This window comes from Neorhizobium sp. 2083 (assembly GCF_031455615.1).
Classification (GTDB): Bacteria; Pseudomonadota; Alphaproteobacteria; order Rhizobiales; family Rhizobiaceae; genus Neorhizobium.
Genome location: NZ_JAVDTC010000001.1, coordinates 26,682 through 45,251 on the forward strand (window position 1 = coordinate 26,682; position 18,570 = coordinate 45,251).

Genomic DNA, 18,570 nt, shown 5'->3' on the forward strand with positions numbered 1-18,570 from the left:
GGCAACCGTCAGACCGGTAGCCGCTTCTCCATGATGATCGCCGGCAGGCCGGAATTGGGGGCGCCCCATTCCTCCATCCGGTCGACCTCGGAAAATCCGAGCCGCTCGTAGAAGGAGAGCGCCCGCACGTTCGGCAGCGCCACCTCGACCCGCATGATCTCGGCATCCGGGAAACAGGTTTCGAGCTCGGCGAAGATATCCCGCCCGATGCCCTCGTTCTGGCAGGACGGCTTGACGTAGAGCTGATGCAGCATCGCCGTCTTCACCATCTTCGGATACATGGCGGCATAACCGATGCCGCCGATCTCCCTGCCGTTGTCGGCCACCAGGAACTCGCCACCGCGCTTCTGGATGCGCGCCCGGACGGCTGCCGCCGAATGCCAGCCGCTCACCATCCGCTGGACCTGGTCCACCCCATAAAACGGGTCATAGGTATCATGGAAGGTCGCCGCCAGCAGGGCGCGGATCTTCTCGACGTCAGCATCACCGGCGGTGCGGACGAAGTAGACCATCCGGCCTACTCCTCTTCGATCCCGAGCTTCGCCTTGACGAGCGCCTGCACGGCCTGCGGGTTGGCCTTGCCGCCGGTGGACTTCATCACCTGGCCGACGAACCAGCCGGCAAGCGTGGGTTTCGCCTTGACCTTGGCGACCTGGTCCGGGTTGGCGGCGATGATCTCGTCTACGGCCGCCTCGATCGCGCCGGTATCGGTGACCTGCTTCATGCCGCGGGCCTCGACGATCTCGGCCGGATCACCGCCCTCGGTGAGCACGATCTCGAACAGGTCCTTGGCGATCTTGCCGGAAATCGTCTCGGCCTTGATGAGGTCGATGATGGCGCCGAGCTGGGCGGGAGAAACCGGAGTCTCTTCAATGTCTTTGCCGGTTCTGTTCAAGGCGCCCAAGAGGTCGTTGATGACCCAGTTGGCGGCGATCTTGCCGTCACGGCCTTCGGCCACCGCCTCGAAATAATCGGCGATCGCCTTTTCCGAGACCAGCACGGACGCGTCGTAGATCGACAGGCCAAGCTCGCGCACGAAACGGGCCTTCTTATCATCGGGCAGCTCGGTCAGGCCTGCACGCAGTTCCTCGATGAAGGCATCGTCGAATTCAAGCGGCAGCAGGTCCGGATCGGGGAAATAGCGATAGTCGTGCGCGTCTTCCTTGGAGCGCATCGAGCGCGTTTCGCCCTTGTTCGGGTCGAACAGCCGGGTCTCCTGGTCGATCGAACCGCCGTCTTCGAGAATGCCGATCTGACGCCGCGCCTCGTATTCGATCGCCTGGCCGATGAAGCGGATCGAGTTGACGTTCTTGATCTCGCAGCGGGTGCCGAATTCGGCGCCCGGACGGCGTACCGAGACGTTGACGTCGGCGCGCATGGAGCCTTCGTCCATGTTGCCGTCGCAGGTGCCGAGGTAACGCACGATCGAACGCAGCTTGGTCATGTAGGCCTTGGCTTCGTCGGAGGAGCGCATGTCGGGCTTGGAGACGATCTCCATCAGCGCCACGCCGGAACGGTTGAGGTCCACATAGGACATGGTCGGATGCTGGTCGTGCATCAACTTGCCGGCATCCTGTTCCAGATGCAGGCGCTCGATGCCGATCTCGATATCCTCGAACTGGCCCTGGCGGTCCGGGCCGAGCGAGATGACGATCTTGCCCTCGCCGACGATCGGATCCTTGTACTGGGAGATCTGGTAGCCCTGCGGCAGGTCCGGATAGAAATAGTTCTTGCGGTCGAACAGCGAACGCTTGTTGATCTGGGCCTTGAGGCCGAGACCGGTGCGCACCGCTTGGCGGATGCATTCCTCGTTGATGACCGGCAGCATGCCGGGCATGGCCGCATCGACGAGCGAGACGTTGGAATTGGCCGGCTTGCCGAACTCGGTCGAGGCGCCGGAGAAGAGCTTGGAATTGGAGAGAACCTGGGCGTGCACCTCCATGCCGATAATGACTTCCCAATCGCCGGTGGCGCCGGGAATGAAGCGTTTCGGATCGGGCGTGCGGACGTCGACAAGGGTCATCTGATGCTCGTGAAATGGTCTCGACTTGATTTTCTGGAGGTAGAGCAAATGGCGCGGAGGTGCAAGACTTGCCGCAAGCAGGGATCGCCGCGAATGCTATTGTTCAGCCGGTTTTAACCGGACTCCGGTGAAATTGCGGGATGGAGCTATCGACCCTACTCACGCCATTCATCCTTTATCTACTCCTGAACGTCGTCGCATTCTGCATGTATTGGTGGGACAAGCATGCGGCGATCGGCGACACGTGGCGGATCAGCGAACGCACGCTCCTGGGCATAGCCTTCATCGGAGGCAGCCTGGGCGCTGTAGCTGCACAGCAGATGCTGCGGCACAAGACCCGCAAGGAGCCTTTCCGCACGTTGCTGATGATGATCGTCACCCTTCATGTTGTCGGAGCGGCGTCATGGCTGCTTGCGCCGGATCTAATGCGGCAAGCTGTAGGGGCGATCTAGAAACTTGGCCCGTAAGTTTCCGGCGCTTCGAGGACGAGGCGCTTGGAGAGACCGACCGACTGCACGTCGCGGTCGATCTTGGGGGAATAGGTGATCGACAGCCAGTTGATGGAGTAACCCTGCTTCTCGAAGAAGCCGACCGCCTCGGCATTGCGGGCATGGGTCTCGACGCGGGCGACTTCGAAACCCTGATGGACGATCTCGGCTTCTACCTCCGTCAGAAGCGCGCGACCGAGCCCCTGCCCCTTGAAAGACGGGTCGATCCAGAAATCGGAGATCAGTTCGTCAAGCTTTTCGCGCGCAGCCCAGCCGGCAAGATTGCCGCCCTGTTCGACGACGGTGATGGTGAGCCAGGAGGAGCGGGTAAAATTCTGGAAGGCGGTGCGGGCGCTGGAGCGCATATCGGTCATTTCGCCGATCGAAATCATGGCCTTCTCCCAGGAGCGGAAGCCGATTTCCGCCAGGATATCCACCTCGTCCTCACGCGCATTGCGAATATGGGCCATATCTTCCCCTGCTGCAGCGTCAGTAGAACATTGAGTCCGCGCTTTGACCAGTGCAACTTATAGGGCGCTTTCGTCAGGTGCTTGACCGAGAGGGAAAACCCGCCTAGTGCGGATAGCGTATCGATGGAGTTTTGATGTTCTCTTCCGTAGAGACCCGCTAAGGGGCCGGCCCCGCACCTAGCCGCGCCGGCCCAGACAAAAACGAGAACTCCGACGTTTTGCGACGCCGGCAACGTTTTTGTGCGCTCGTTTTGAGCGCTTCTCCGGACATCAAGACATGGACATTTCCCGCGCCGAACAGCGCATCCTCCATCTGCTCGCCCAGGGCGGCAGGATCGAGATTACCCGCGACGACAACAGGAAGATCGAAAAGCTGCAGCTCGTCACCCGCGAGGGCTGGGCTTTCTCGGGCCTCGACCTCGTCACCTTCCGCAAGCTCAAGCAGAAGAAGGCGATCAAATCCCAGGGCGGCAGGCCATACCGCATCACCGAAAGGGGGCTGGTTCTGGTGAGAGCCGAGCAGGATAATCGATAGAAAGAAACGCCGCGTGCCTCCTTGGCGCGCGGCAAACTTTACAGGCGTCAGGCAACCGTAAGCTCAACCTTCATAGCAGCCCACTCTTCGCCGATCGAGCCGATCCGCTTCTTGCCGGCTCGGCGGTACCAATAGTCGGCGTTCCAGTCGTCGCCTTCGATGCGGTGGCAGAGCGCGTGGCCCCAATCGAACGGCTTGTCGCCTTCATGGGCCTGACAAATATTGTGGACCGTTTCCCATTCAGCGCCCATCGTAAAGCCCGCGTCGGCGAGCTGGTCGAAGGCATCGATCAAGGTTGAAAGATCAGATTTCGACATGAGGTCTCCTCCAAAGTGAGAGACCTATAACAGGCGCCGCCCCGAAATCCGAGACGGCACCTGCCTTATCAGTCACGCAGATTGATGATGTCGTGCATCAATCCGCCGGTGCCGTTGTGGATGGTCAGGTGACCAACCTTGCCGGCGATGGTTTCGAGCGCTTCGAGCTCCTTCAGGCGCAGCATGACCGGGTTTTCGGCCATGACCTTCGCCGTGTTGAGGAGCGAACGGGTGGCGTTCGTTTCCTCGCGGCGGCGAATGACGTTGGCCTCGGCCTGCTTTTCGGCGGCAACGACCTGGTTCAGGATCTCACGCATTTCGCCCGGCAGGATCACGTCCTTGAGCTCGATGCCGGAGACCTCGATGCCGATCGCCGCCATGTCCTCGCGGACCTTTTCGGCGGCTTCGGCATTGATCGTCACCTTCCGCTCGAGGATCTGGTCGAGCGTCAGGCTGCCGAGCGTACGGCGGAAGACGAACTGCAGCGCGCGGTACAGCGCGTCGGAGAAGTCCTTCACAACGGTCACCGCCTTGACCGGATCGGTAACCCGGTATTCGGCGGAGATGTTGACGCGGATCGTCACGCGGTCACGGGTCAGGAGTTCCTGGCCCGAGACATCGAGCGACTGCCACTTCAGGTCGATCACCTTCACCTGGCAAGCCTTGCCGACATTCCAGAAGGCATGGATACCAGCGACGAGCGTTCCGGCCTGCGCGCCGTCGATGAACAGCAGACCCACCTGCCCTTCGTTGACGAGATGCATGGTGATCGCTTCGGCCTTACGGGCCTGGACGATCCGGCGCGTCAATGCCGGGTCGACGGTCAGGTTCTCCGAAACGTCGATCCGCTTTTCCGTCCACGGCCCGGCGTCCTTCCAGACGACGAGCTTCTGGTTCGGCATCAAGACGGAGTGGATCACACCGTCCCGCTCGATCACCGCAACCTCGGTGGCGGCAGTTCGGAAAACGGTCAGGTTGCGCTCGGCGACATCCGGGAGCCTATCGAACAGAGCCTTCTCGTAAACCGAAACGAATGCCGGGTTGGTCAGGTCGTAGCGCGCGATCTCCAGGCTATTTCGGGTGTTCCGCAGCCAATGCATGCCGGCCCCGTAAATGCCCTGAATACGGCCCTCGTTGAGGGCGATCACACGTTCGTTTTCCTTTACCAGGACGCGCTTGCGCCCCAAAATCATCTCGAGAAGCTTTGTCATGTTCGTTACTCCTTCGGCGTTGCTCAAGTCATCGACCGATTGTTCCTTTTGCGTTTCGTGTTTCGTTTCGTTCAGTTCTGCAGTTCGCCCGGCAATGATCCGGGAACCGGTGGCAGACGGCACTTGCGGAACGGCGGGAGCGGACGTCGCAGCACGCGGGCGAGCCCTGGAGCGCACTCCCTGGCCGGCCGGCATGCGGCTTGGTCATCACTGTCGTCCTGGCTTGCGCCCCTGGTTCTTAGAAAAGTCCGAGACCTTTCGGCCTCTTTCCTTTCCTCGACATTCCGGTTCCCGAACCGTCAATCCTGTTTGACACCTTCGCAGGGTGTTGCTGGTTAGGAGCCAGCCTTGGAGAAGGATTCGAACCTTCGACAATCAGATTATCAGTCTGATGCTCTACCCGTCTGAGCTATCCAAATGGGGCGTATAACGGGATTCGAACCCGCGACCTCCGGATTCTGCATCCGGCGCTCTTCCTGGCTGAGCTATATCCGCTTGTCCGACCTCCGATGCGGCATCCGTATGCAGGACGGCAAAGCCGGCTGCACGGGAGGAGGTTTGGAACTCCATCCGTTGACGTCCACACCGGCTGACGACCGGGAGGGCGCGTTTAGGGCATTTCGGGCCGCATATGCAACGGGTAAAATTACAGCGGAGAGTTGCAATCGATCGGTAGTTGCATAACCGCAACAAATTAGAAAATGCAGATCTTCAACCCAGACGCTTCTCAAGGTGCAGTTTTTCGAGCGGGATGCCGAGCCCGGAATCGAACTCCTCTCCCCTCCAGACGACCGAAAAACCACACCGCTGATAAAGCCTTGTCGCACCGGCATTGGTGGCGCGGGTATGTATCCTGGCGATCGAGAGACCTTCCGTCCCGATGCGCGCCAGGAAATACCGCACCAGCGCCGAACCGATACCGCGGCCCTGAAAGGCGGGATCGACCCAGATATCGGAAATACTATCGGGTTGGTCCTCGCGGGCGCCCCAGCCAGCCACTCTTCCTCCAAGCTCGGCAACGGCGACGTCGCCCTTGGCTTGGGCCGGATAATCAAAGAAAGCCTTGCGAGCGGCTTCGATCACGGACGGGTCGCTGAAACCCGCTTCGCCCGCCGTGCTGGTTTTCCAGGCTGCAAAACCGACTTCGCCGACCACATGGTGATCGGCGAGCGTCATTTTCCGAATTGTAAGTCCGCTTACCACCACTTCGCCGGCGTGAAGCGGCCGGCGGCCTGTTCGATGACGTAAGCGGTGCGGAACAGCGTTTCCTCCTCGAACGGCTTGCCGATCAGCTGCAGGCCGAGCGGCAGGCCCTTGGCGTCGAGGCCGGCAGGAACGGCAATGCCCGGCAGGCCGGCCATATTGACCGTCACCGTGAAGATGTCGTTGAGGTACATCTTGACCGGATCCGACGCGAGGTCCTCGTCGGCGATGCCGAAGGCCGAGGACGGCGTGGCGGGCGTCAGGATCGCATCGACGCCGGCGTCGAAGACGATCTCGAAGTCGCACTTGATGAGCGTACGGACCTTTTGTGCCTGCAGGTAATAGGCGTCGTAATAACCGGCCGACAGAACATAGGTGCCGATCATGATACGGCGCTTGACCTCGGTGCCGAAGCCGCTCGCGCGAGTCTTCTCGTACATGTCGACGATGTCCTTGCCGTCGACGCGCAGGCCGTAACGCACGCCGTCGTAACGGGCGAGGTTCGACGAGGCTTCGGCAGGGGCGACGATGTAATAGGCCGGCAAAGCGTATTTGGTGTGCGGCAAGGTGATGTCGACGATCTCGGCGCCGGCATCCTTCAACCAGGCGATGCCTTGCGCCCAAAGCTTTTCGATTTCTTCCGGCATGCCCTCGACGCGGTATTCCTTCGGAATGCCGATCTTCATACCCTTGAGCGACTGGCCGAGGGAGGCTTCGTAATCCGGCACCGGCAGGTCGACGGAGGTCGTGTCCTTGGCGTCGACCGACGCCATCGACCTCAGCATGATCGCGGCGTCGCGTACGTCGCGGGCGATCGGGCCGGCCTGGTCGAGCGACGAGGCAAACGCGACCGTGCCCCAGCGCGAGCAGCGGCCGTAGGTCGGCTTGATGCCGACGGTACCGGTGAAGGCGGCCGGCTGGCGGATTGAACCGCCGGTATCAGTAGCGGTCGCACCGGCGCACAGGAATGCGGATACGGCAGCGGCAGAACCGCCGGAGGAGCCGCCGGGCACGAGCTGCTGGTTCGAGCCCTTGGCCTTCCACGGATTGACCACGGCGCCGTAATGCGAGGTTTCGTTGGAAGAGCCCATGGCGAACTCGTCCATGTTCAGCTTGCCGAGCATCACCGCGCCGTCGTCCCAGAGGTTCTGGGTTACCGTCGATTCGTATTTCGGCTGGAAGCCGTCGAGGATGTGGCTGCAGGCCTGGGTGTGGACGTCGCGGGTGGCGAACAGGTCCTTGATGCCGAGCGGGATGCCTTCCAGAGCGCCGACCTTGCCGCCGGCGCGGCGCGCGTCGGAAGCCTTTGCCATGTCGAGCGCCTTTCCCGGCGTCACGGCCACATAGGCGTTGAACACCGAGTTGGCGGCGTCGATCGCAGCGAGATAGGCCTCGGTCAGCTCGACGGAGGTGAATTCCTTCGCTTCGAGCTTTTCGCGGGCTTCGGCAATGGTGAGGCTGGTGAGTTCGGTCATGGGCTCTTCAAACGGTTCGAAAACGAGGAGGAGGTTCGGCGGGGGCGCTATTCAAGCGCTCACTCGACGACCTTCGGCACCAGGAAGAAATTATGGTCGGTAGTCGGCGCATTGGCGACGATATCGCCGGCCTTGTCACCATCGGTAACGGCGTCGGCGCGCTTGCGCATGTCCATCGGGGTGACCGACGTCATCGGTTCGACGCCAGTGACATCGACTTCGGAAAGCTGCTCGACGAAATTGATGATACCGTTCAGCTCGCCGACCATGCGATTGGCATCTTCCTCCGTGACCGCAATGCGGGCAAGGCGCGCGACGCGCTTGACGGTGGCGAGATCGACGGACATGGCATGACTCCGGGCAAGAAAATTCCTACCCGCTATAATCGCCGCGTCCGCCCTTCGCAACAGGGAGCGCGCCTCAATTTGCGAAGGCGCGCGCCGCAGGCGGTATGGATCAGAACGTCAGGCTGCCGCCCGGAGCCGGCGTCTCGACGCGGGTTCGGGTGCCTTCCATGCCCTTCACGAATTTTTCCGGCGTCTGGTCGACGCCCGGCAGGCCGTAATGGCAGGGCAGTGCATGCTTGAAGTCGAAGAAGCGCTGGCAGGCGAGCGCTGCGACGGCACCGCCCATGGTGTAGCGGTCGCCGATCGGCACGATGCCGATATCCGGCTGGTGCAGTTCGTTGATCAGGGCCATGTCGCTGAAGATGTCGGTGTCGCCCATGTGGAGCACGGAGGGCTCGTCGTCGAAATGCAGCATCAGGCCGTTGGCATTGCCGAGGCAGTGGGAAACACCGTCTTCGGTGAGCGAGGCGGAAGAATGCAGCGCATTGGTGAAGGTGGCGGTGAAGCCGTCGAAATTGATCGTGCCGCCGGTATTGCCCATTTCGAGCTTTTCAACGCCCTTCTTGGCCAGCCAGACGCCAAGGTCGTAGTTGGCGAGCACGACGGCGCCGGTTTCCTTGGCGATCTGCACCGTGTCGCCGACATGGTCGCCATGGCCGTGGGTGAGCAGGATATGGGTCAGGCCCTCGGCGGCGGCCTTGATGTCCTGGCCGGCAAAGGCCGGATTGTAGGTCAGGAAAGGGTCGATCAGGATCTTCGCCTTGGCGGTCTCGATGCGGAAGGCAGCATGGCCGAGCCAGGTGATCTTCATGGAAAACTCTCCTTCAATATGATGCGGGATGGTAACGACACATAGCCGATATGAGGCTAAAGGGAAGTGGACAGCGGGTGGGACAAACTCTCCCCGGTCACCCTTTTTGGATCGCGGGGATGAAGAACGCATGACGGTGATGACGATCGAGGAACTGGCCGAAGCCCTTCAGCCCGGACAGGCGATCGCCGGGCTCGACCTCGGCACCAAGACGATCGGGCTCGCCATGTCGGATATCGGGCGGCGTTTCGCCTCTCCCCGGCCGGTCATCAAGCGGGTGAAATTCACCCAGGATGCGCAAGTGCTGCTCGGCTTTGCCGAGAAGGAGAAGGTGGCGGGCTTCGTCATCGGCCTGCCGATGAACATGGACGGATCCGCCGGCCCGCGGGTGCAGGCGACGCGGGCCTTCGTGCGTTCGATGTCGGAAAAGACCGCCCTGCCCTTCGTCTTCTGGGACGAACGGCTCTCGACGGTCGCCGCCGAGCGGGCGCTTCTGGAAATGGACGTGTCGCGGGCCAAGCGCGCCGAGCGGATCGATTCCGCCGCGGCGAGCTTCATCCTTCAGGGAGCGCTCGACAGGCTCTCTTCGCTCGGCAGGGAAACCGATTTCGCAAGCTGACGCCTCTGCCACCAGGCGGCAATGGCCTTGCGCTTGCGGAATGCGACGATGGCAAACACGACCAGACTATCAAAGGCGATAGCGCGGGCCACCAGCGGCGGAATGGTTTCCGGCGGAATTCCGAGGATATTGCCGTAAACCTGGAAGACCAGATCATGGGTCTGGCGGGTGAGCATGAAGAAGCCGAAGCTCATGTCGTAGTAGGAAAGCCCGTACCAGCCGGACAGCAGCAGGACCGGTCCGGCCCACAATATCAGGAACCACTTCATGCGGTCTTCCCCCTCGGCTCGACCGGATATATTTCCAGCGACACGAGCCATCTCGACAGAGCCATCAGGCTCAGGACCAGTGCGGGAACCGCGATATCAAGCGCCAGCACCGCGAAGATCGTCGTCATGACGAGCAGCAATGCACTCTCCCTGATTGTCGTTCCCATCCTGAGCGCGTCCGGCCAATGCCTTGGTTAACAATGCGTTAATGCCAATCTAGGCCGTGGGGGATTTCCTGCAACGGAAACCGGGCGGCATGGTTAATTCCGGAGGTGCGGCTGTGGATAACGCGGCTCAGGCCGCGGGCGGCACCGGCTTCTTCGGAATGTAGGGACCGCCTGTCTCGCCCCACCCCCATTGCGGCATGGGAGCATGTTCGTAGACCTTTGCGCCCGGCTGGGAATTGATGACCGCCAGCCGCGTTCCCCATTCCAGGTACCCGACCAGCGCCGAGGCAAATTCCGGGTCGGCGGGAAGCCCGAGGTCGGTATAGCTGTCGAGCAGAAGATTGATCCAGCGCCGGCGCATCTGTTCCGTCAGGTGCCTGTCGAGATGATGGCGCACCATGGCCGGGTGACCGCCGTGCTGCTCGGAATAAAGCTTCGGCCCGCCTATGACTTCGGCGATGAACATCGCAACATGCTCGGGGTGGTTCTTGTCCATGCCGGCGAAGACCGGGCCGAGCAGGTCATCTGCCGGGACGCGACGATAGAACTCCGTCGTCAGCCGCAAAAGCGCGTCGAAGCCGCCAATCCATTCGTAAAGCGTCGGTACCGTCATGATCACTTCCTCCGTCTGCCAAAGAGATATTAGGCAGAGGTTGCGGCTTCAAGACGTGTCGGCGGATCAGCCGTAGATCGCGCGCACCAGCCGGCGAAGCGCGTTGCCGACCTTGTCCCAGTCCTTCTCCGTTTTCAACGCCATGCCGGCGAACTGGCCGCTGACGGCCGCTGAAATCACCAGGTGCTGGATGGCCGCGAAAAGCAGCGCATTGGTGGTCGCGGCATCGACACCCTTCGGCGGCGTCAGCGAGCCGCGCATCTTCTCGAGCCATTTGCCGAGCGCCTTGGTGCGCGCCTCCGACAGCCGGCGGACCTGCGGCGTATCCTGCGAGACTTCCCAGGCGACGATCTTGCAGACCAGCGGGTCGTCGCGCAGGGCTTCCATGAAATAGATGGAGAGCTTTTCCATCAGGTCGCCATAGGTGAGCAGGAACATGCCGCCCGTATCTTCCGGGATGCGGTCCTTGACCCAGGTGCCGAGATCGGCGCCGATCGCCTCGATTAGCCCGTCGAGGCCACCGTAATACCGGTAGATGAGCTGCTTGTCGCAACCGGCCCGGCGCGCCACCGCGTTGATGCCGAACCCCTGGAAGCCCTGTTCCGCAAGCAGATCGCGGGCCGCCAGGAAGATCGCCCGCTCGGTGCCGGCGCGGCTGCGCACTTTGGCGACCGAACCTTGTTGCGCTGTCACTTCAGGGATCTGCAGCATTGTCCGCCTGTTTCGGTTTCATCTTGACCCACCGCGATAGTCCGAGCCATCCACCGCCGCAAGCGGTCTCGGCCGCCATGCACAGGATTGCGCACGCCGCACTTGAATTCACCCGGGGTGCATTGCACTATCGGCACGGGAGGACTAACGAGATCGTACCCTCCCACCGACGTGCCCTCCCCATGCTCATCGTCTTCCAAAGCGTCCTGCCGATCTTCCTGCTCGTCCTGCTCGGCGTCGGGCTGAAACGCGCGCCGATCATCAATCCCGACTTCTGGGACGGGCTCGAGCAGTGCAGCTACTGGGTGCTGTTTCCTGCCCTGCTCTTTGCAACCATGGCCAAGGCGGATTTCTCCAACAGCGACAACCTGACAGTCAGTTTCGCGGCGATCATATCCGTGCTGGTGATGTCGGTCGGGCTGCTGCTGGCATGGCCGCTGCTGCGCAATCTGCGCGTCGGCGGGCCGGCCTATACGTCGCTGTTCCAGACGGCGACGCGCTGGAATGCGTTCATGGCGCTGGCGATCGCCGCAAAGACCTACGGCCCGCAGGGCCTGACCATGGTCGGCCTAGTGATGGCGGCGATCATCATTCCGCTCAACTTCATCAACGTGACGGTGCTGCTGTGGTTCTCCGGCCACGACCGGAACTACAGGGCAATCCTCTATAGAATCTGCACCAATCCGCTGATCCTCTCGACGGCGCTCGGCATCCTCGTCAATGTCGCCGGCATTCCGATCTACGAGCCTGTCATGGTGACCGTCGACCTTCTGTCGCAGGCTTCGCTCAGCCTCGGCCTGATCACGGTCGGCGCCGGCCTTCGGGTCATGGATGCGCTCAGGCCCCGGCCGATCACCCTTCTGGCCGTCGTGCTGAAGCTGATCGCCTTCCCGGTCGTCGCCGTCGGCGTCGGTTTGCTCTGCGGGGTCCAGGGCAACGGCCTCGTGCTGCTTGCATTGAGCGCAGCGGTCCCCACCGCGATGAACGGCTATCTGCTGGCCAAACAATTGAACGGCGATGCGGACATGTACGCCGCAGCGGCAACCCTGCAGGTCGTCGCCTCGTTTCTCACCATTCCAGTCGTGATGACGACCGTGGCCTACGTGGCGGCGGGATAAAGCAGGTCGACGATATAGCGGGCGTCGAACCGGGCATCGAGCATGCCGTAGGTCGAGCGCCAGCCGCCGGCGAGCCGCGTTTCCAGGAAGGCATCGGCGATCTTGCCGGCCCCGAGCCGCACCAGTTCGGATGCAGCCGCCGCAAGTGCCAGTTGCTCCACGAGAAGGCGGGCAGCGCCCTCATCGGTTTCGCAGAGCGCCATGGCGGCGCGCAGCACTTCGACCGTCTTTTTGCCCGCCGGGCCAAGATCCCGCTCGAAACCCGCAAGCACCGTGTTGAACAGGTCCCGCCCACGCGACAGGACCCTGAGCACGTCGAGCGCCATCACATTGCCCGAGCCTTCCCAGATCGCATTGACCGGGGCCTCGCGATAGTGCCTCGCGATCGGCCGCTCCTCGATATAACCGTTGCCGCCGATGCACTCCATCGCCTCGTAGATCAGCGAAGGCGCGATCTTGCAGTTCCAGTATTTGATGACCGGCGTCATGACGCGGGCAAAGGCGGCGTCGGCCGGATTGCTGGCGGCGCGATCGAAGGAGTCGGCCAGCCGGAACGCGAGCGCCGTCGCGGCAGCCACGTCGAGCGCCATGTCGGCCAGCACGCGGGTCATCAGCGGCTGGTCGACCAGTTTCTTGCCGAACACGGCCCGGCCGCGGGTATGGTGGACCGCTTCGGCAAGCGACGCGCGCATGATGCCGGCCGAGGCCAGCGCGCAATCGAGCCGCGTCAGAGTGACCATGTCGAGAATGGTGCGGATGCCGCCGCCGGGTTCGCCCAGCAGATAACCGAAGGCATCGGTGAACTCGACCTCGGAAGAGGCGTTCGAGCGGTTGCCGAGCTTGTCCTTCAGACGCTGGAACTGCAGGCCGTTGGCCGACCCGTCCTCCAGCAGCCGCGGCACGAGGAAACAGCCGATGCCGTCGCCGGTTTTCGCCAGCATGACGAAACCGTCGCTCATCGGCGCCGACATGAACCACTTGTGGCCGGAGAGCCGGTAGATGCCTTCGCCGACCCGCTCGGCGGTCGAGCGGTTGGCGCGCACGTCGGTGCCGCCCTGCTTCTCCGTCATGCCCATGCCGAGCGTCACCGCGCTCTTCTGCAACGCCGGGCGATTCGTCGAATCGTATTTGCGCGACAGGATTTTCGGCGCCCACTCTTTCTGGACGCGGGGCGAGGCCATCAGCGCGGCGATCGAGGCGCTGGTCATGGTCAGCGGGCACAGATGCCCGCATTCGAGCTGCGCCGTCAGATAGAACCGCGTCGCGCGCGCCTTGTGTTCGTGGCCCTTGGCTTCGGGCACGTTTTCCCACACCGACGAATGCAGGCCGGTCTGCATCGAACGGCGCATCAGCGCATGCCAGGCCGGATGGAATTCGACGACATCGAGCCTTTCGCCGCGCGGACCGTGGGTCTTCAGCTTCGGCGGGTTCTCGTTCGCCATGCGCGCCAGTTCCTGCGCCTCCGGCGAGGTGACGTAACGGCCGAGCTGGTCGTATTCCTCGCGGATGGTGCGGTTCAGCGTGCTCGTCAGGTCGACGACCAGCGGATCGGATCTATAGGCATTGATGCCGGACCAGGGTTTTGGCTGGTTGAGTTCGGCAAATTTTTCTTCGGCGCGCGACATCTGGTTCATGGAACGGGTTCTAGCGGAAGTTATGGGGCCTGGGAACGGCGCCCAATCAGGAATCCGGGCGTTCTCAACAAAAGGCCGCACCTGCCTCAAAAAACCTTCATGTCGCGATCCTCTCAAACAAGCAGTGAGATAAACCCCACGCCCGCTTGCGGCTCCTGCCGTCAGACCCTATAGACCGCCGAACGCAAGCGGAGACGTGTCCATGGTCTTCTTCCCTCATCGCCATCTGATTGGCATCAAGGGCCTTACCGAACAGGATATCACCTTTCTTCTCGACAAGGCCGACGAGGCCGTGAAGATTTCCAGGCAGCGAGAGAAAAAGACCTCCACGCTGCGGGGGCTGACCCAGATCAACCTGTTCTTCGAAGCTTCCACCCGCACCCAGTCGTCCTTCGAGCTGGCCGGCAAACGCCTCGGCGCCGACGTGATGAACATGTCGGTCGGCAATTCCTCGGTGAAAAAAGGCGAGACGCTGATCGACACGGCGATGACGCTGAACGCGATGCGGCCGGACGTCCTGGTGCTGCGGCATTCTTCGGCCGGCGCCGCGGCGCTTCTGGCGCAGAAGGTGGCCTGCTCGGTGGTCAATGCCGGCGACGGCCAGCACGAGCACCCGACCCAGGCGCTGCTCGACGCGCTGACCATCCGCCGGGCCAAGGGCAAGCTGTCACGGATCATCGTCGCCATCTGCGGCGACGTGCTGCATTCGCGGGTCGCCCGCTCCAACATACTGCTCCTTAACGCGATGGGCGCGCGGGTCAGGGTTGTGGCGCCGTCGACCCTGCTTCCCTCGGGCATCAGGGACATGGGCGTCGAGGTTTTCCACTCGATGGAGGAAGGGCTCAAGGATGCCGACGTGGTGATGATGCTGCGCCTGCAGCGCGAGCGCATGGCCGGCGCCTTCGTGCCGTCGGTGCGCGAATATTTCCGCTTCTACGGGCTCGATGCCGAAAAGCTGAAGGCGGCAAAGCCGGATGCGCTCGTCATGCATCCCGGCCCGATGAACCGCGGCGTCGAGATCGCCTCCGAAGTCGCGGACGGCCCGCAGAGCGTCATCGAGGAACAGGTGGAAATGGGGGTCGCGGTGCGCATGGCAGTGATGGAGGCCCTGCTCGTCTCCCACAACGCGGGAGAACGCGCATGATGCAGAACCCCATGACCCCGACCGTCCTCAAGAACCTGCGCATCATCGACCCGTCGCGCAATCTCGACGAGACCGGCACGATCGTCATCGGCGCCGACGGCCGGATCCTCGCCGCCGGCGGCAAGGCTCAGAACCAGGGCGCACCGGAAGGCGCGACCGTCAGGGACTGCAAGGGCCTCGTCGCGACGCCCGGCCTCGTCGATGCCCGCGTCTATGTCGGCGAGCCGGGCGCCGAGCATACGGAAACGATCGAATCGGCGAGCCGGGCGGCGGCGGCCGGCGGCATCACCTCCTTCATCATGATGCCGGATACCGATCCGGTGCTCGACGATATCGCGCTGGTCGAATTCGTGCAGAAGACGGCCCGCGACAAGGCGGTCGTCAACGTCCACCCGGCGGCGGCGCTCACCAAGGGGCTTGCCGGCAAGGAAATGACCGAGATCGGCCTCTTACAGCAGTCCGGCGCGGTCGCCTTCACCAATGGCCGGCACGGGCTTTCCGACACGCTGCTCCTGCGCCGGGTGATGACCTATGCGCGCGAGTTCGATGCGGTGGTCTCGCTGGAACTGCGCGAAAAATATCTCGGCAACGGCGTGATGAACGAGGGCCTGTTCGCGAGCTGGCTGGGCTTGTCCGGCGTGCCGAAGGAAGCCGAAATCATCCCGCTCGAACGTGACTTAAGGATCGCCGCCCTGACGCGGGCGAAATACCATGCGGCGAAGATTTCCGTGGCGGAATCGGCCGAGGCCATGCGCGTCGCCCGCGCCCGCGGCGCCAACGCCACCTGCGGCGTGTCGATCAACCATCTGGCGCTCAACGAAAACGACATCGGCGAATACCGGACCTTCTTCAAGCTGTCTCCGCCGCTGCGGTCGGAAGACGACCGCGTCGCGATGGCCGACGCCTTGGCGGACGGCACGATCGATATCATCGTTTCCTCGCACGATCCGCAGGATGTCGATACCAAGCGCCTGCCGTTTGCCGATGCCGAGGATGGCGCCATCGGCCTCGAAACCCTGCTTGCCGCCGCCCTCCGCCTGCATCACGACGGCCGCGTGCCGCTGATGCGGCTGATCGATGCCATGTCGACCCGGCCGGCGCAGATCTTCGGCCTTGATGCCGGCACACTGAAGCCGGGCGCGAAGGCCGATATCACGCTGATCGATCTCGACGAGCCTTGGATCGTCTCGAAGGATATGATCTTGTCGAAGTCGAAGAATACGCCGTTCGAAGACGCGCGATTCTCGGGCCGTGCCGTCGCCACCTATGTGGCCGGCAAGTGCGTCTATACGCTTTAAGGGGAGCACGGGCGTGAGTGAACTCTTCAACTGGCAGATCACCCTGCCCATCGCGCTGGCGGCACTCGCGTTCGGCTACCTGCTCGGCTCGATCCCCTTCGGCCTGATCCTCACCCGGGCCGCCGGTCTCGGCGATATCCGCTCGATCGGATCGGGCAATATCGGCGCGACCAACGTGCTGCGCACCGGCAACAAGAAACTCGCCGCCGCCACCCTGCTGCTCGATGCGCTGAAGGCCACCGTCGCGGCTCTGGTCGTCTGGTATGTCTTCGGGAAGGAAGCCGGCCTGCTCGCCGGCTTCGCGGCCTTCCTGGGCCACCTCTTTCCCGTCTGGCTCGGCTTTAAGGGCGGCAAGGGCGTCGCCACCTATATCGGCACGCTGCTCGGCGTCTTTCCGTGGATGGTGCTTGTCTTCGCCGTTGTCTGGCTCGGCGTCGCCAAGATCAGCAAATATTCGTCGCTCTCCGCTCTGGTTGCAACCCTTGTCATTCCGGTTGTGCTGTGGTTCTTAAACGAACCGAAGATCGCGCTGGTCATGGCTGTCATGACCGTGATTTCCTGGTGGAAACACGAGGAGAATATCAAGCGCTTGATCGCCGGTACCGAAAGCAGGATCGGCCAAAAGGGATAAGCGGGGAAAACAATGCCGGATGGCAGCGCAAGGCGAGTTGGAATTGCGCTGACGGAGAGGCAAAGGATCGCCTGGCTGAGGCTGATCCGTTCCGACAATGTCGGCCCCGCCACCTTCAGAGACCTCATCAATCATTGCGGCTCGGCGGAAAACGCGCTTGCCATGCTGCCGGAACTCTCCGCTCGCGGCGGGGCAACGCGGGCGATCCGCATCGCCAGCGTTCAGGAAGCAGAGCGGGAACTGGAAGCAGCCCATCGCCATGGCGCGCGGTTCATCGGCATCGGCGAGCCGGATTATCCGCCGGCCCTGCGCCAGATCGAGGGCGCCCCGCCGCTTCTTGCCGCCAAAGGTGATCTTTCGGCCGCGACACGCCCGTCGGTCGGCGTCGTCGGGTCGCGCAACGCTTCGATATCAGGCGCCAAGTTCGCAGCGATGATTGCGCGCGATTGCGGCCGGGCCGGTTATACGGTGACGTCGGGTCTTGCGCGCGGCATCGATACATCGGCCCATCGCGCCAGCCTGGAGACGGGCACGATCGCGGTGCTCGCCGGCGGGCTCGACCAGCCCTATCCGCCGGAAAACATCACGCTTCTGGAGGAGATTACCGAGGGCGCCGGGCTTGCCGTCAGTGAAATGCCGTTCGGCTGGGAGCCGCGGGCGCGGGACTTTCCCCGTCGCAACAGGTTGATATCCGGCATTTCGCTCGGGCTTGTGGTGGTGGAGGCGGCAGAGCGCTCGGGTTCGCTGATCACGGCGAGGCTCGCGACCGATTTCGGCAGGCTCGTCTTTGCAGTTCCCGGCTCGCCGCTCGATCCGCGCTGCCACGGCACGAACGGGCTCCTGAAACAGGGAGCGATCGTGACGACCGGCTCGGCCGACGTCATCGAAGCCTTGGCGCCGCTCTCGCAGCTTGACCTCTTCGCCGGGTCGGTGATCGAGGAGCCGGATAAGACAGGCGACATTTTGCCACCCAATGACGACGAGCGCGCGATCCTCATCTCGGCCCTCGGGCCGACACCGGTCGATATCGACGACATCATCCGGCATACGGGACTGCCCGCCTCCTCCGTCTATCTCATCCTCCTGGAACTCGATCTCGCCGGCCGGTTGCATCGGCATGCCGGCGGCCTTGTCTCACTGGCGATGGAAGACTGAGCGGGGACGCCGGCCGGCCTGCACGTCTCCGGCCTCCACATAGGCCATCTCGATGAGATAGCACAGCATGTCCGCGCCCTCCCCCAGGGCGACCTGCCGGAGTTCTCCAAGCATCTGCCTTATATAAGCAATATTTTCCCTGGGATCTTCCTCACGCCGACTGTCCACCTCATTGCGAGAAACCATATCCTGTCCTGTCAAAAAAAGCCGGTCACCGGTCCAAATAAATTCACCCAGAGGTATGCGGGGGACCATACAGCATTTATTTAAGATTGCAACCAATTGTAAATCTTCCAAGGGTTGCATCGCGTTGTACCGTATAATTTGACAG

Annotated in this window: 23 protein-coding genes and 1 tRNA gene; 8 read left to right on the top strand and 16 right to left on the bottom strand. The window is 62.6% G+C overall.

All coding sequences use genetic code 11. The features are described 5' to 3' along the window. Positions 1–8: 8 nt before the first annotated feature. Both J2X76_RS00150 and gatB read right to left on the bottom strand, forming a co-directional pair. Positions 9–512 carry a GNAT family N-acetyltransferase gene (locus tag J2X76_RS00150; RefSeq protein ID WP_113130394.1) on the bottom strand — a complete coding sequence of 168 codons (504 nt, stop codon included), beginning with the start codon at positions 510–512 and terminating at the stop codon, positions 9–11. A gap of 5 nt (positions 513–517) precedes the next feature. Beyond that, a complete protein-coding gene (gene gatB / locus J2X76_RS00155) occupies positions 518–2,023 on the bottom strand; it encodes an Asp-tRNA(Asn)/Glu-tRNA(Gln) amidotransferase subunit GatB (protein WP_113285887.1) in 1,506 nt (501 codons plus the stop codon). A gap of 140 nt (positions 2,024–2,163) precedes the next feature. On the opposite strand from gatB, the gene J2X76_RS00160 reads away from it, so the two are divergent. After that, positions 2,164–2,475: a DUF1294 domain-containing protein gene (locus J2X76_RS00160; RefSeq protein ID WP_310211807.1), complete on the top strand. Its 312-nt coding sequence runs from the start codon at positions 2,164–2,166 to the stop codon at positions 2,473–2,475. On the opposite strand, the gene J2X76_RS00165 is transcribed toward J2X76_RS00160, so the two are convergent. Beyond that, on the bottom strand, positions 2,472–2,981 hold the full coding sequence (locus tag J2X76_RS00165; RefSeq protein ID WP_113130391.1) for a GNAT family N-acetyltransferase: 510 nt from the start codon (positions 2,979–2,981) through the stop codon (positions 2,472–2,474). The genes J2X76_RS00160 and J2X76_RS00165 overlap by 4 nt on opposite strands. Before the next feature lie 277 nt (positions 2,982–3,258). Here J2X76_RS00165 and J2X76_RS00170 point away from each other — a divergent pair, with 277 nt between their 5' ends. Then, positions 3,259–3,516, top strand: a complete 258-nt coding sequence (locus J2X76_RS00170) for a YjhX family toxin (protein WP_113130390.1) — start codon at positions 3,259–3,261, stop codon at positions 3,514–3,516. Positions 3,517–3,563: 47 nt separating this feature from the next. On the opposite strand, the gene J2X76_RS00175 is transcribed toward J2X76_RS00170, so the two are convergent. The 7 genes from J2X76_RS00175 to J2X76_RS00205 form a co-directional block, all read right to left on the bottom strand. After that, positions 3,564–3,833 carry a hypothetical protein gene (locus J2X76_RS00175; RefSeq protein ID WP_113130389.1) on the bottom strand — a complete coding sequence of 90 codons (270 nt, stop codon included), beginning with the start codon at positions 3,831–3,833 and terminating at the stop codon, positions 3,564–3,566. 68 nt (positions 3,834–3,901) lie between these two features. Then, entirely contained in the window at positions 3,902–5,044 is a 1,143-nt protein-coding gene (locus J2X76_RS00180; protein ID WP_310211814.1) for a slipin family protein, read from the bottom strand. Positions 5,045–5,462: 418 nt separating this feature from the next. After that, positions 5,463–5,539: transfer RNA gene (locus tag J2X76_RS00185), tRNA-Leu, on the bottom strand. A 216-nt stretch (positions 5,540–5,755) separates the two neighbouring features. Then, a complete protein-coding gene (locus tag J2X76_RS00190; protein WP_310211816.1) occupies positions 5,756–6,220 on the bottom strand; it encodes a GNAT family N-acetyltransferase in 465 nt (154 codons plus the stop codon). A gap of 20 nt (positions 6,221–6,240) precedes the next feature. After that, positions 6,241–7,722, bottom strand: a complete 1,482-nt coding sequence (gene gatA, locus J2X76_RS00195; RefSeq protein ID WP_310211819.1) for an Asp-tRNA(Asn)/Glu-tRNA(Gln) amidotransferase subunit GatA — start codon at positions 7,720–7,722, stop codon at positions 6,241–6,243. A gap of 59 nt (positions 7,723–7,781) precedes the next feature. Further along, positions 7,782–8,069, bottom strand: coding sequence for an Asp-tRNA(Asn)/Glu-tRNA(Gln) amidotransferase subunit GatC (gatC, locus tag J2X76_RS00200; protein ID WP_113130385.1), 288 nt, complete (start codon positions 8,067–8,069; stop codon positions 7,782–7,784). A gap of 109 nt (positions 8,070–8,178) precedes the next feature. Then, a complete protein-coding gene (locus J2X76_RS00205; protein WP_310211823.1) occupies positions 8,179–8,880 on the bottom strand; it encodes a metal-dependent hydrolase in 702 nt (233 codons plus the stop codon). Between the two features lie 130 nt (positions 8,881–9,010). On the opposite strand from J2X76_RS00205, the gene ruvX reads away from it, so the two are divergent. Then, positions 9,011–9,499: a Holliday junction resolvase RuvX gene (gene ruvX / locus J2X76_RS00210; protein WP_113130383.1), complete on the top strand. Its 489-nt coding sequence runs from the start codon at positions 9,011–9,013 to the stop codon at positions 9,497–9,499. Here the strand turns inward: ruvX and J2X76_RS00215 are convergent. The 4 genes from J2X76_RS00215 to J2X76_RS00230 all read right to left on the bottom strand — a co-directional run bounded on the left by J2X76_RS00215 (position 9,442) and on the right by J2X76_RS00230 (position 11,259). Next, positions 9,442–9,768 carry a DUF6105 family protein gene (locus tag J2X76_RS00215; protein ID WP_113130382.1) on the bottom strand — a complete coding sequence of 109 codons (327 nt, stop codon included), beginning with the start codon at positions 9,766–9,768 and terminating at the stop codon, positions 9,442–9,444. The genes ruvX and J2X76_RS00215 overlap by 58 nt on opposite strands. After that, positions 9,765–9,935, bottom strand: a complete 171-nt coding sequence (locus J2X76_RS00220) for a hypothetical protein (RefSeq protein WP_310211827.1) — start codon at positions 9,933–9,935, stop codon at positions 9,765–9,767. The genes J2X76_RS00215 and J2X76_RS00220 overlap by 4 nt, the downstream gene beginning before the upstream one ends. A gap of 127 nt (positions 9,936–10,062) precedes the next feature. Continuing rightward, positions 10,063–10,548, bottom strand: coding sequence for a group II truncated hemoglobin (locus J2X76_RS00225; protein WP_310211829.1), 486 nt, complete (start codon positions 10,546–10,548; stop codon positions 10,063–10,065). A gap of 66 nt (positions 10,549–10,614) precedes the next feature. Beyond that, on the bottom strand, positions 10,615–11,259 hold the full coding sequence (locus J2X76_RS00230; protein WP_310211834.1) for a TetR/AcrR family transcriptional regulator: 645 nt from the start codon (positions 11,257–11,259) through the stop codon (positions 10,615–10,617). 182 nt (positions 11,260–11,441) lie between these two features. On the opposite strand from J2X76_RS00230, the gene J2X76_RS00235 reads away from it, so the two are divergent. Next, on the top strand, positions 11,442–12,377 hold the full coding sequence (locus J2X76_RS00235) for an AEC family transporter (protein ID WP_310211838.1): 936 nt from the start codon (positions 11,442–11,444) through the stop codon (positions 12,375–12,377). Here the strand turns inward: J2X76_RS00235 and J2X76_RS00240 are convergent. Continuing rightward, positions 12,359–14,011, bottom strand: a complete 1,653-nt coding sequence (locus J2X76_RS00240; RefSeq protein WP_113130379.1) for an acyl-CoA dehydrogenase family protein — start codon at positions 14,009–14,011, stop codon at positions 12,359–12,361. The genes J2X76_RS00235 and J2X76_RS00240 overlap by 19 nt on opposite strands. A 202-nt stretch (positions 14,012–14,213) precedes the next feature. On the opposite strand from J2X76_RS00240, the gene J2X76_RS00245 reads away from it, so the two are divergent. The 4 genes from J2X76_RS00245 to dprA are packed head-to-tail and all read left to right on the top strand — an operon-like array spanning position 14,214 to position 18,239. Beyond that, the gene (locus J2X76_RS00245; protein ID WP_113130378.1) at positions 14,214–15,155 is read left to right on the top strand and encodes an aspartate carbamoyltransferase catalytic subunit; all 942 of its coding nucleotides are present in this window, start codon (positions 14,214–14,216) and stop codon (positions 15,153–15,155) included. Beyond that, positions 15,155–16,453 carry a dihydroorotase gene (locus J2X76_RS00250; RefSeq protein WP_405029992.1) on the top strand — a complete coding sequence of 433 codons (1,299 nt, stop codon included), beginning with the start codon at positions 15,155–15,157 and terminating at the stop codon, positions 16,451–16,453. Before J2X76_RS00245 ends, J2X76_RS00250 begins: the two co-directional genes overlap by 1 nt. Then, a complete protein-coding gene (plsY, locus tag J2X76_RS00255; protein WP_310214636.1) occupies positions 16,422–17,084 on the top strand; it encodes a glycerol-3-phosphate 1-O-acyltransferase PlsY in 663 nt (220 codons plus the stop codon). The genes J2X76_RS00250 and plsY overlap by 32 nt, the downstream gene beginning before the upstream one ends. A 12-nt stretch (positions 17,085–17,096) precedes the next feature. After that, the gene (gene dprA / locus J2X76_RS00260) at positions 17,097–18,239 is read left to right on the top strand and encodes a DNA-processing protein DprA (RefSeq protein WP_310211841.1); all 1,143 of its coding nucleotides are present in this window, start codon (positions 17,097–17,099) and stop codon (positions 18,237–18,239) included. On the opposite strand, the gene J2X76_RS00265 is transcribed toward dprA, so the two are convergent. Continuing rightward, entirely contained in the window at positions 18,219–18,425 is a 207-nt protein-coding gene (locus J2X76_RS00265) for a hypothetical protein (protein WP_113130420.1), read from the bottom strand. The two genes, dprA and J2X76_RS00265, sit on opposite strands and share 21 nt — an antisense overlap. Positions 18,426–18,570: the final 145 nt, after the last annotated feature.

Coding starts and splice junctions, on each gene's coding strand:
- J2X76_RS00150 (WP_113130394.1), bottom strand. CDS start 512: ATGGTCTACTTCGTCCGCACCGCCGGTGATGCTGACGTCGAGAAGATC.
- gatB (WP_113285887.1), bottom strand. CDS start 2,023: ATGACCCTTGTCGACGTCCGCACGCCCGATCCGAAACGCTTCATTCCC.
- J2X76_RS00160 (WP_310211807.1), top strand. CDS start 2,164: ATGGAGCTATCGACCCTACTCACGCCATTCATCCTTTATCTACTCCTG.
- J2X76_RS00165 (WP_113130391.1), bottom strand. CDS start 2,981: ATGGCCCATATTCGCAATGCGCGTGAGGACGAGGTGGATATCCTGGCG.
- J2X76_RS00170 (WP_113130390.1), top strand. CDS start 3,259: ATGGACATTTCCCGCGCCGAACAGCGCATCCTCCATCTGCTCGCCCAG.
- J2X76_RS00175 (WP_113130389.1), bottom strand. CDS start 3,833: ATGTCGAAATCTGATCTTTCAACCTTGATCGATGCCTTCGACCAGCTC.
- J2X76_RS00180 (WP_310211814.1), bottom strand. CDS start 5,044: ATGACAAAGCTTCTCGAGATGATTTTGGGGCGCAAGCGCGTCCTGGTA.
- J2X76_RS00190 (WP_310211816.1), bottom strand. CDS start 6,220: ATGACGCTCGCCGATCACCATGTGGTCGGCGAAGTCGGTTTTGCAGCC.
- gatA (WP_310211819.1), bottom strand. CDS start 7,722: ATGACCGAACTCACCAGCCTCACCATTGCCGAAGCCCGCGAAAAGCTC.
- gatC (WP_113130385.1), bottom strand. CDS start 8,069: ATGTCCGTCGATCTCGCCACCGTCAAGCGCGTCGCGCGCCTTGCCCGC.
- J2X76_RS00205 (WP_310211823.1), bottom strand. CDS start 8,880: ATGAAGATCACCTGGCTCGGCCATGCTGCCTTCCGCATCGAGACCGCC.
- ruvX (WP_113130383.1), top strand. CDS start 9,011: ATGACGGTGATGACGATCGAGGAACTGGCCGAAGCCCTTCAGCCCGGA.
- J2X76_RS00215 (WP_113130382.1), bottom strand. CDS start 9,768: ATGAAGTGGTTCCTGATATTGTGGGCCGGACCGGTCCTGCTGCTGTCC.
- J2X76_RS00220 (WP_310211827.1), bottom strand. CDS start 9,935: ATGGGAACGACAATCAGGGAGAGTGCATTGCTGCTCGTCATGACGACG.
- J2X76_RS00225 (WP_310211829.1), bottom strand. CDS start 10,548: ATGACGGTACCGACGCTTTACGAATGGATTGGCGGCTTCGACGCGCTT.
- J2X76_RS00230 (WP_310211834.1), bottom strand. CDS start 11,259: ATGCTGCAGATCCCTGAAGTGACAGCGCAACAAGGTTCGGTCGCCAAA.
- J2X76_RS00235 (WP_310211838.1), top strand. CDS start 11,442: ATGCTCATCGTCTTCCAAAGCGTCCTGCCGATCTTCCTGCTCGTCCTG.
- J2X76_RS00240 (WP_113130379.1), bottom strand. CDS start 14,011: ATGAACCAGATGTCGCGCGCCGAAGAAAAATTTGCCGAACTCAACCAG.
- J2X76_RS00245 (WP_113130378.1), top strand. CDS start 14,214: ATGGTCTTCTTCCCTCATCGCCATCTGATTGGCATCAAGGGCCTTACC.
- J2X76_RS00250 (WP_405029992.1), top strand. CDS start 15,155: ATGCAGAACCCCATGACCCCGACCGTCCTCAAGAACCTGCGCATCATC.
- plsY (WP_310214636.1), top strand. CDS start 16,422: ATGTGGCCGGCAAGTGCGTCTATACGCTTTAAGGGGAGCACGGGCGTG.
- dprA (WP_310211841.1), top strand. CDS start 17,097: ATGCCGGATGGCAGCGCAAGGCGAGTTGGAATTGCGCTGACGGAGAGG.
- J2X76_RS00265 (WP_113130420.1), bottom strand. CDS start 18,425: ATGGTTTCTCGCAATGAGGTGGACAGTCGGCGTGAGGAAGATCCCAGG.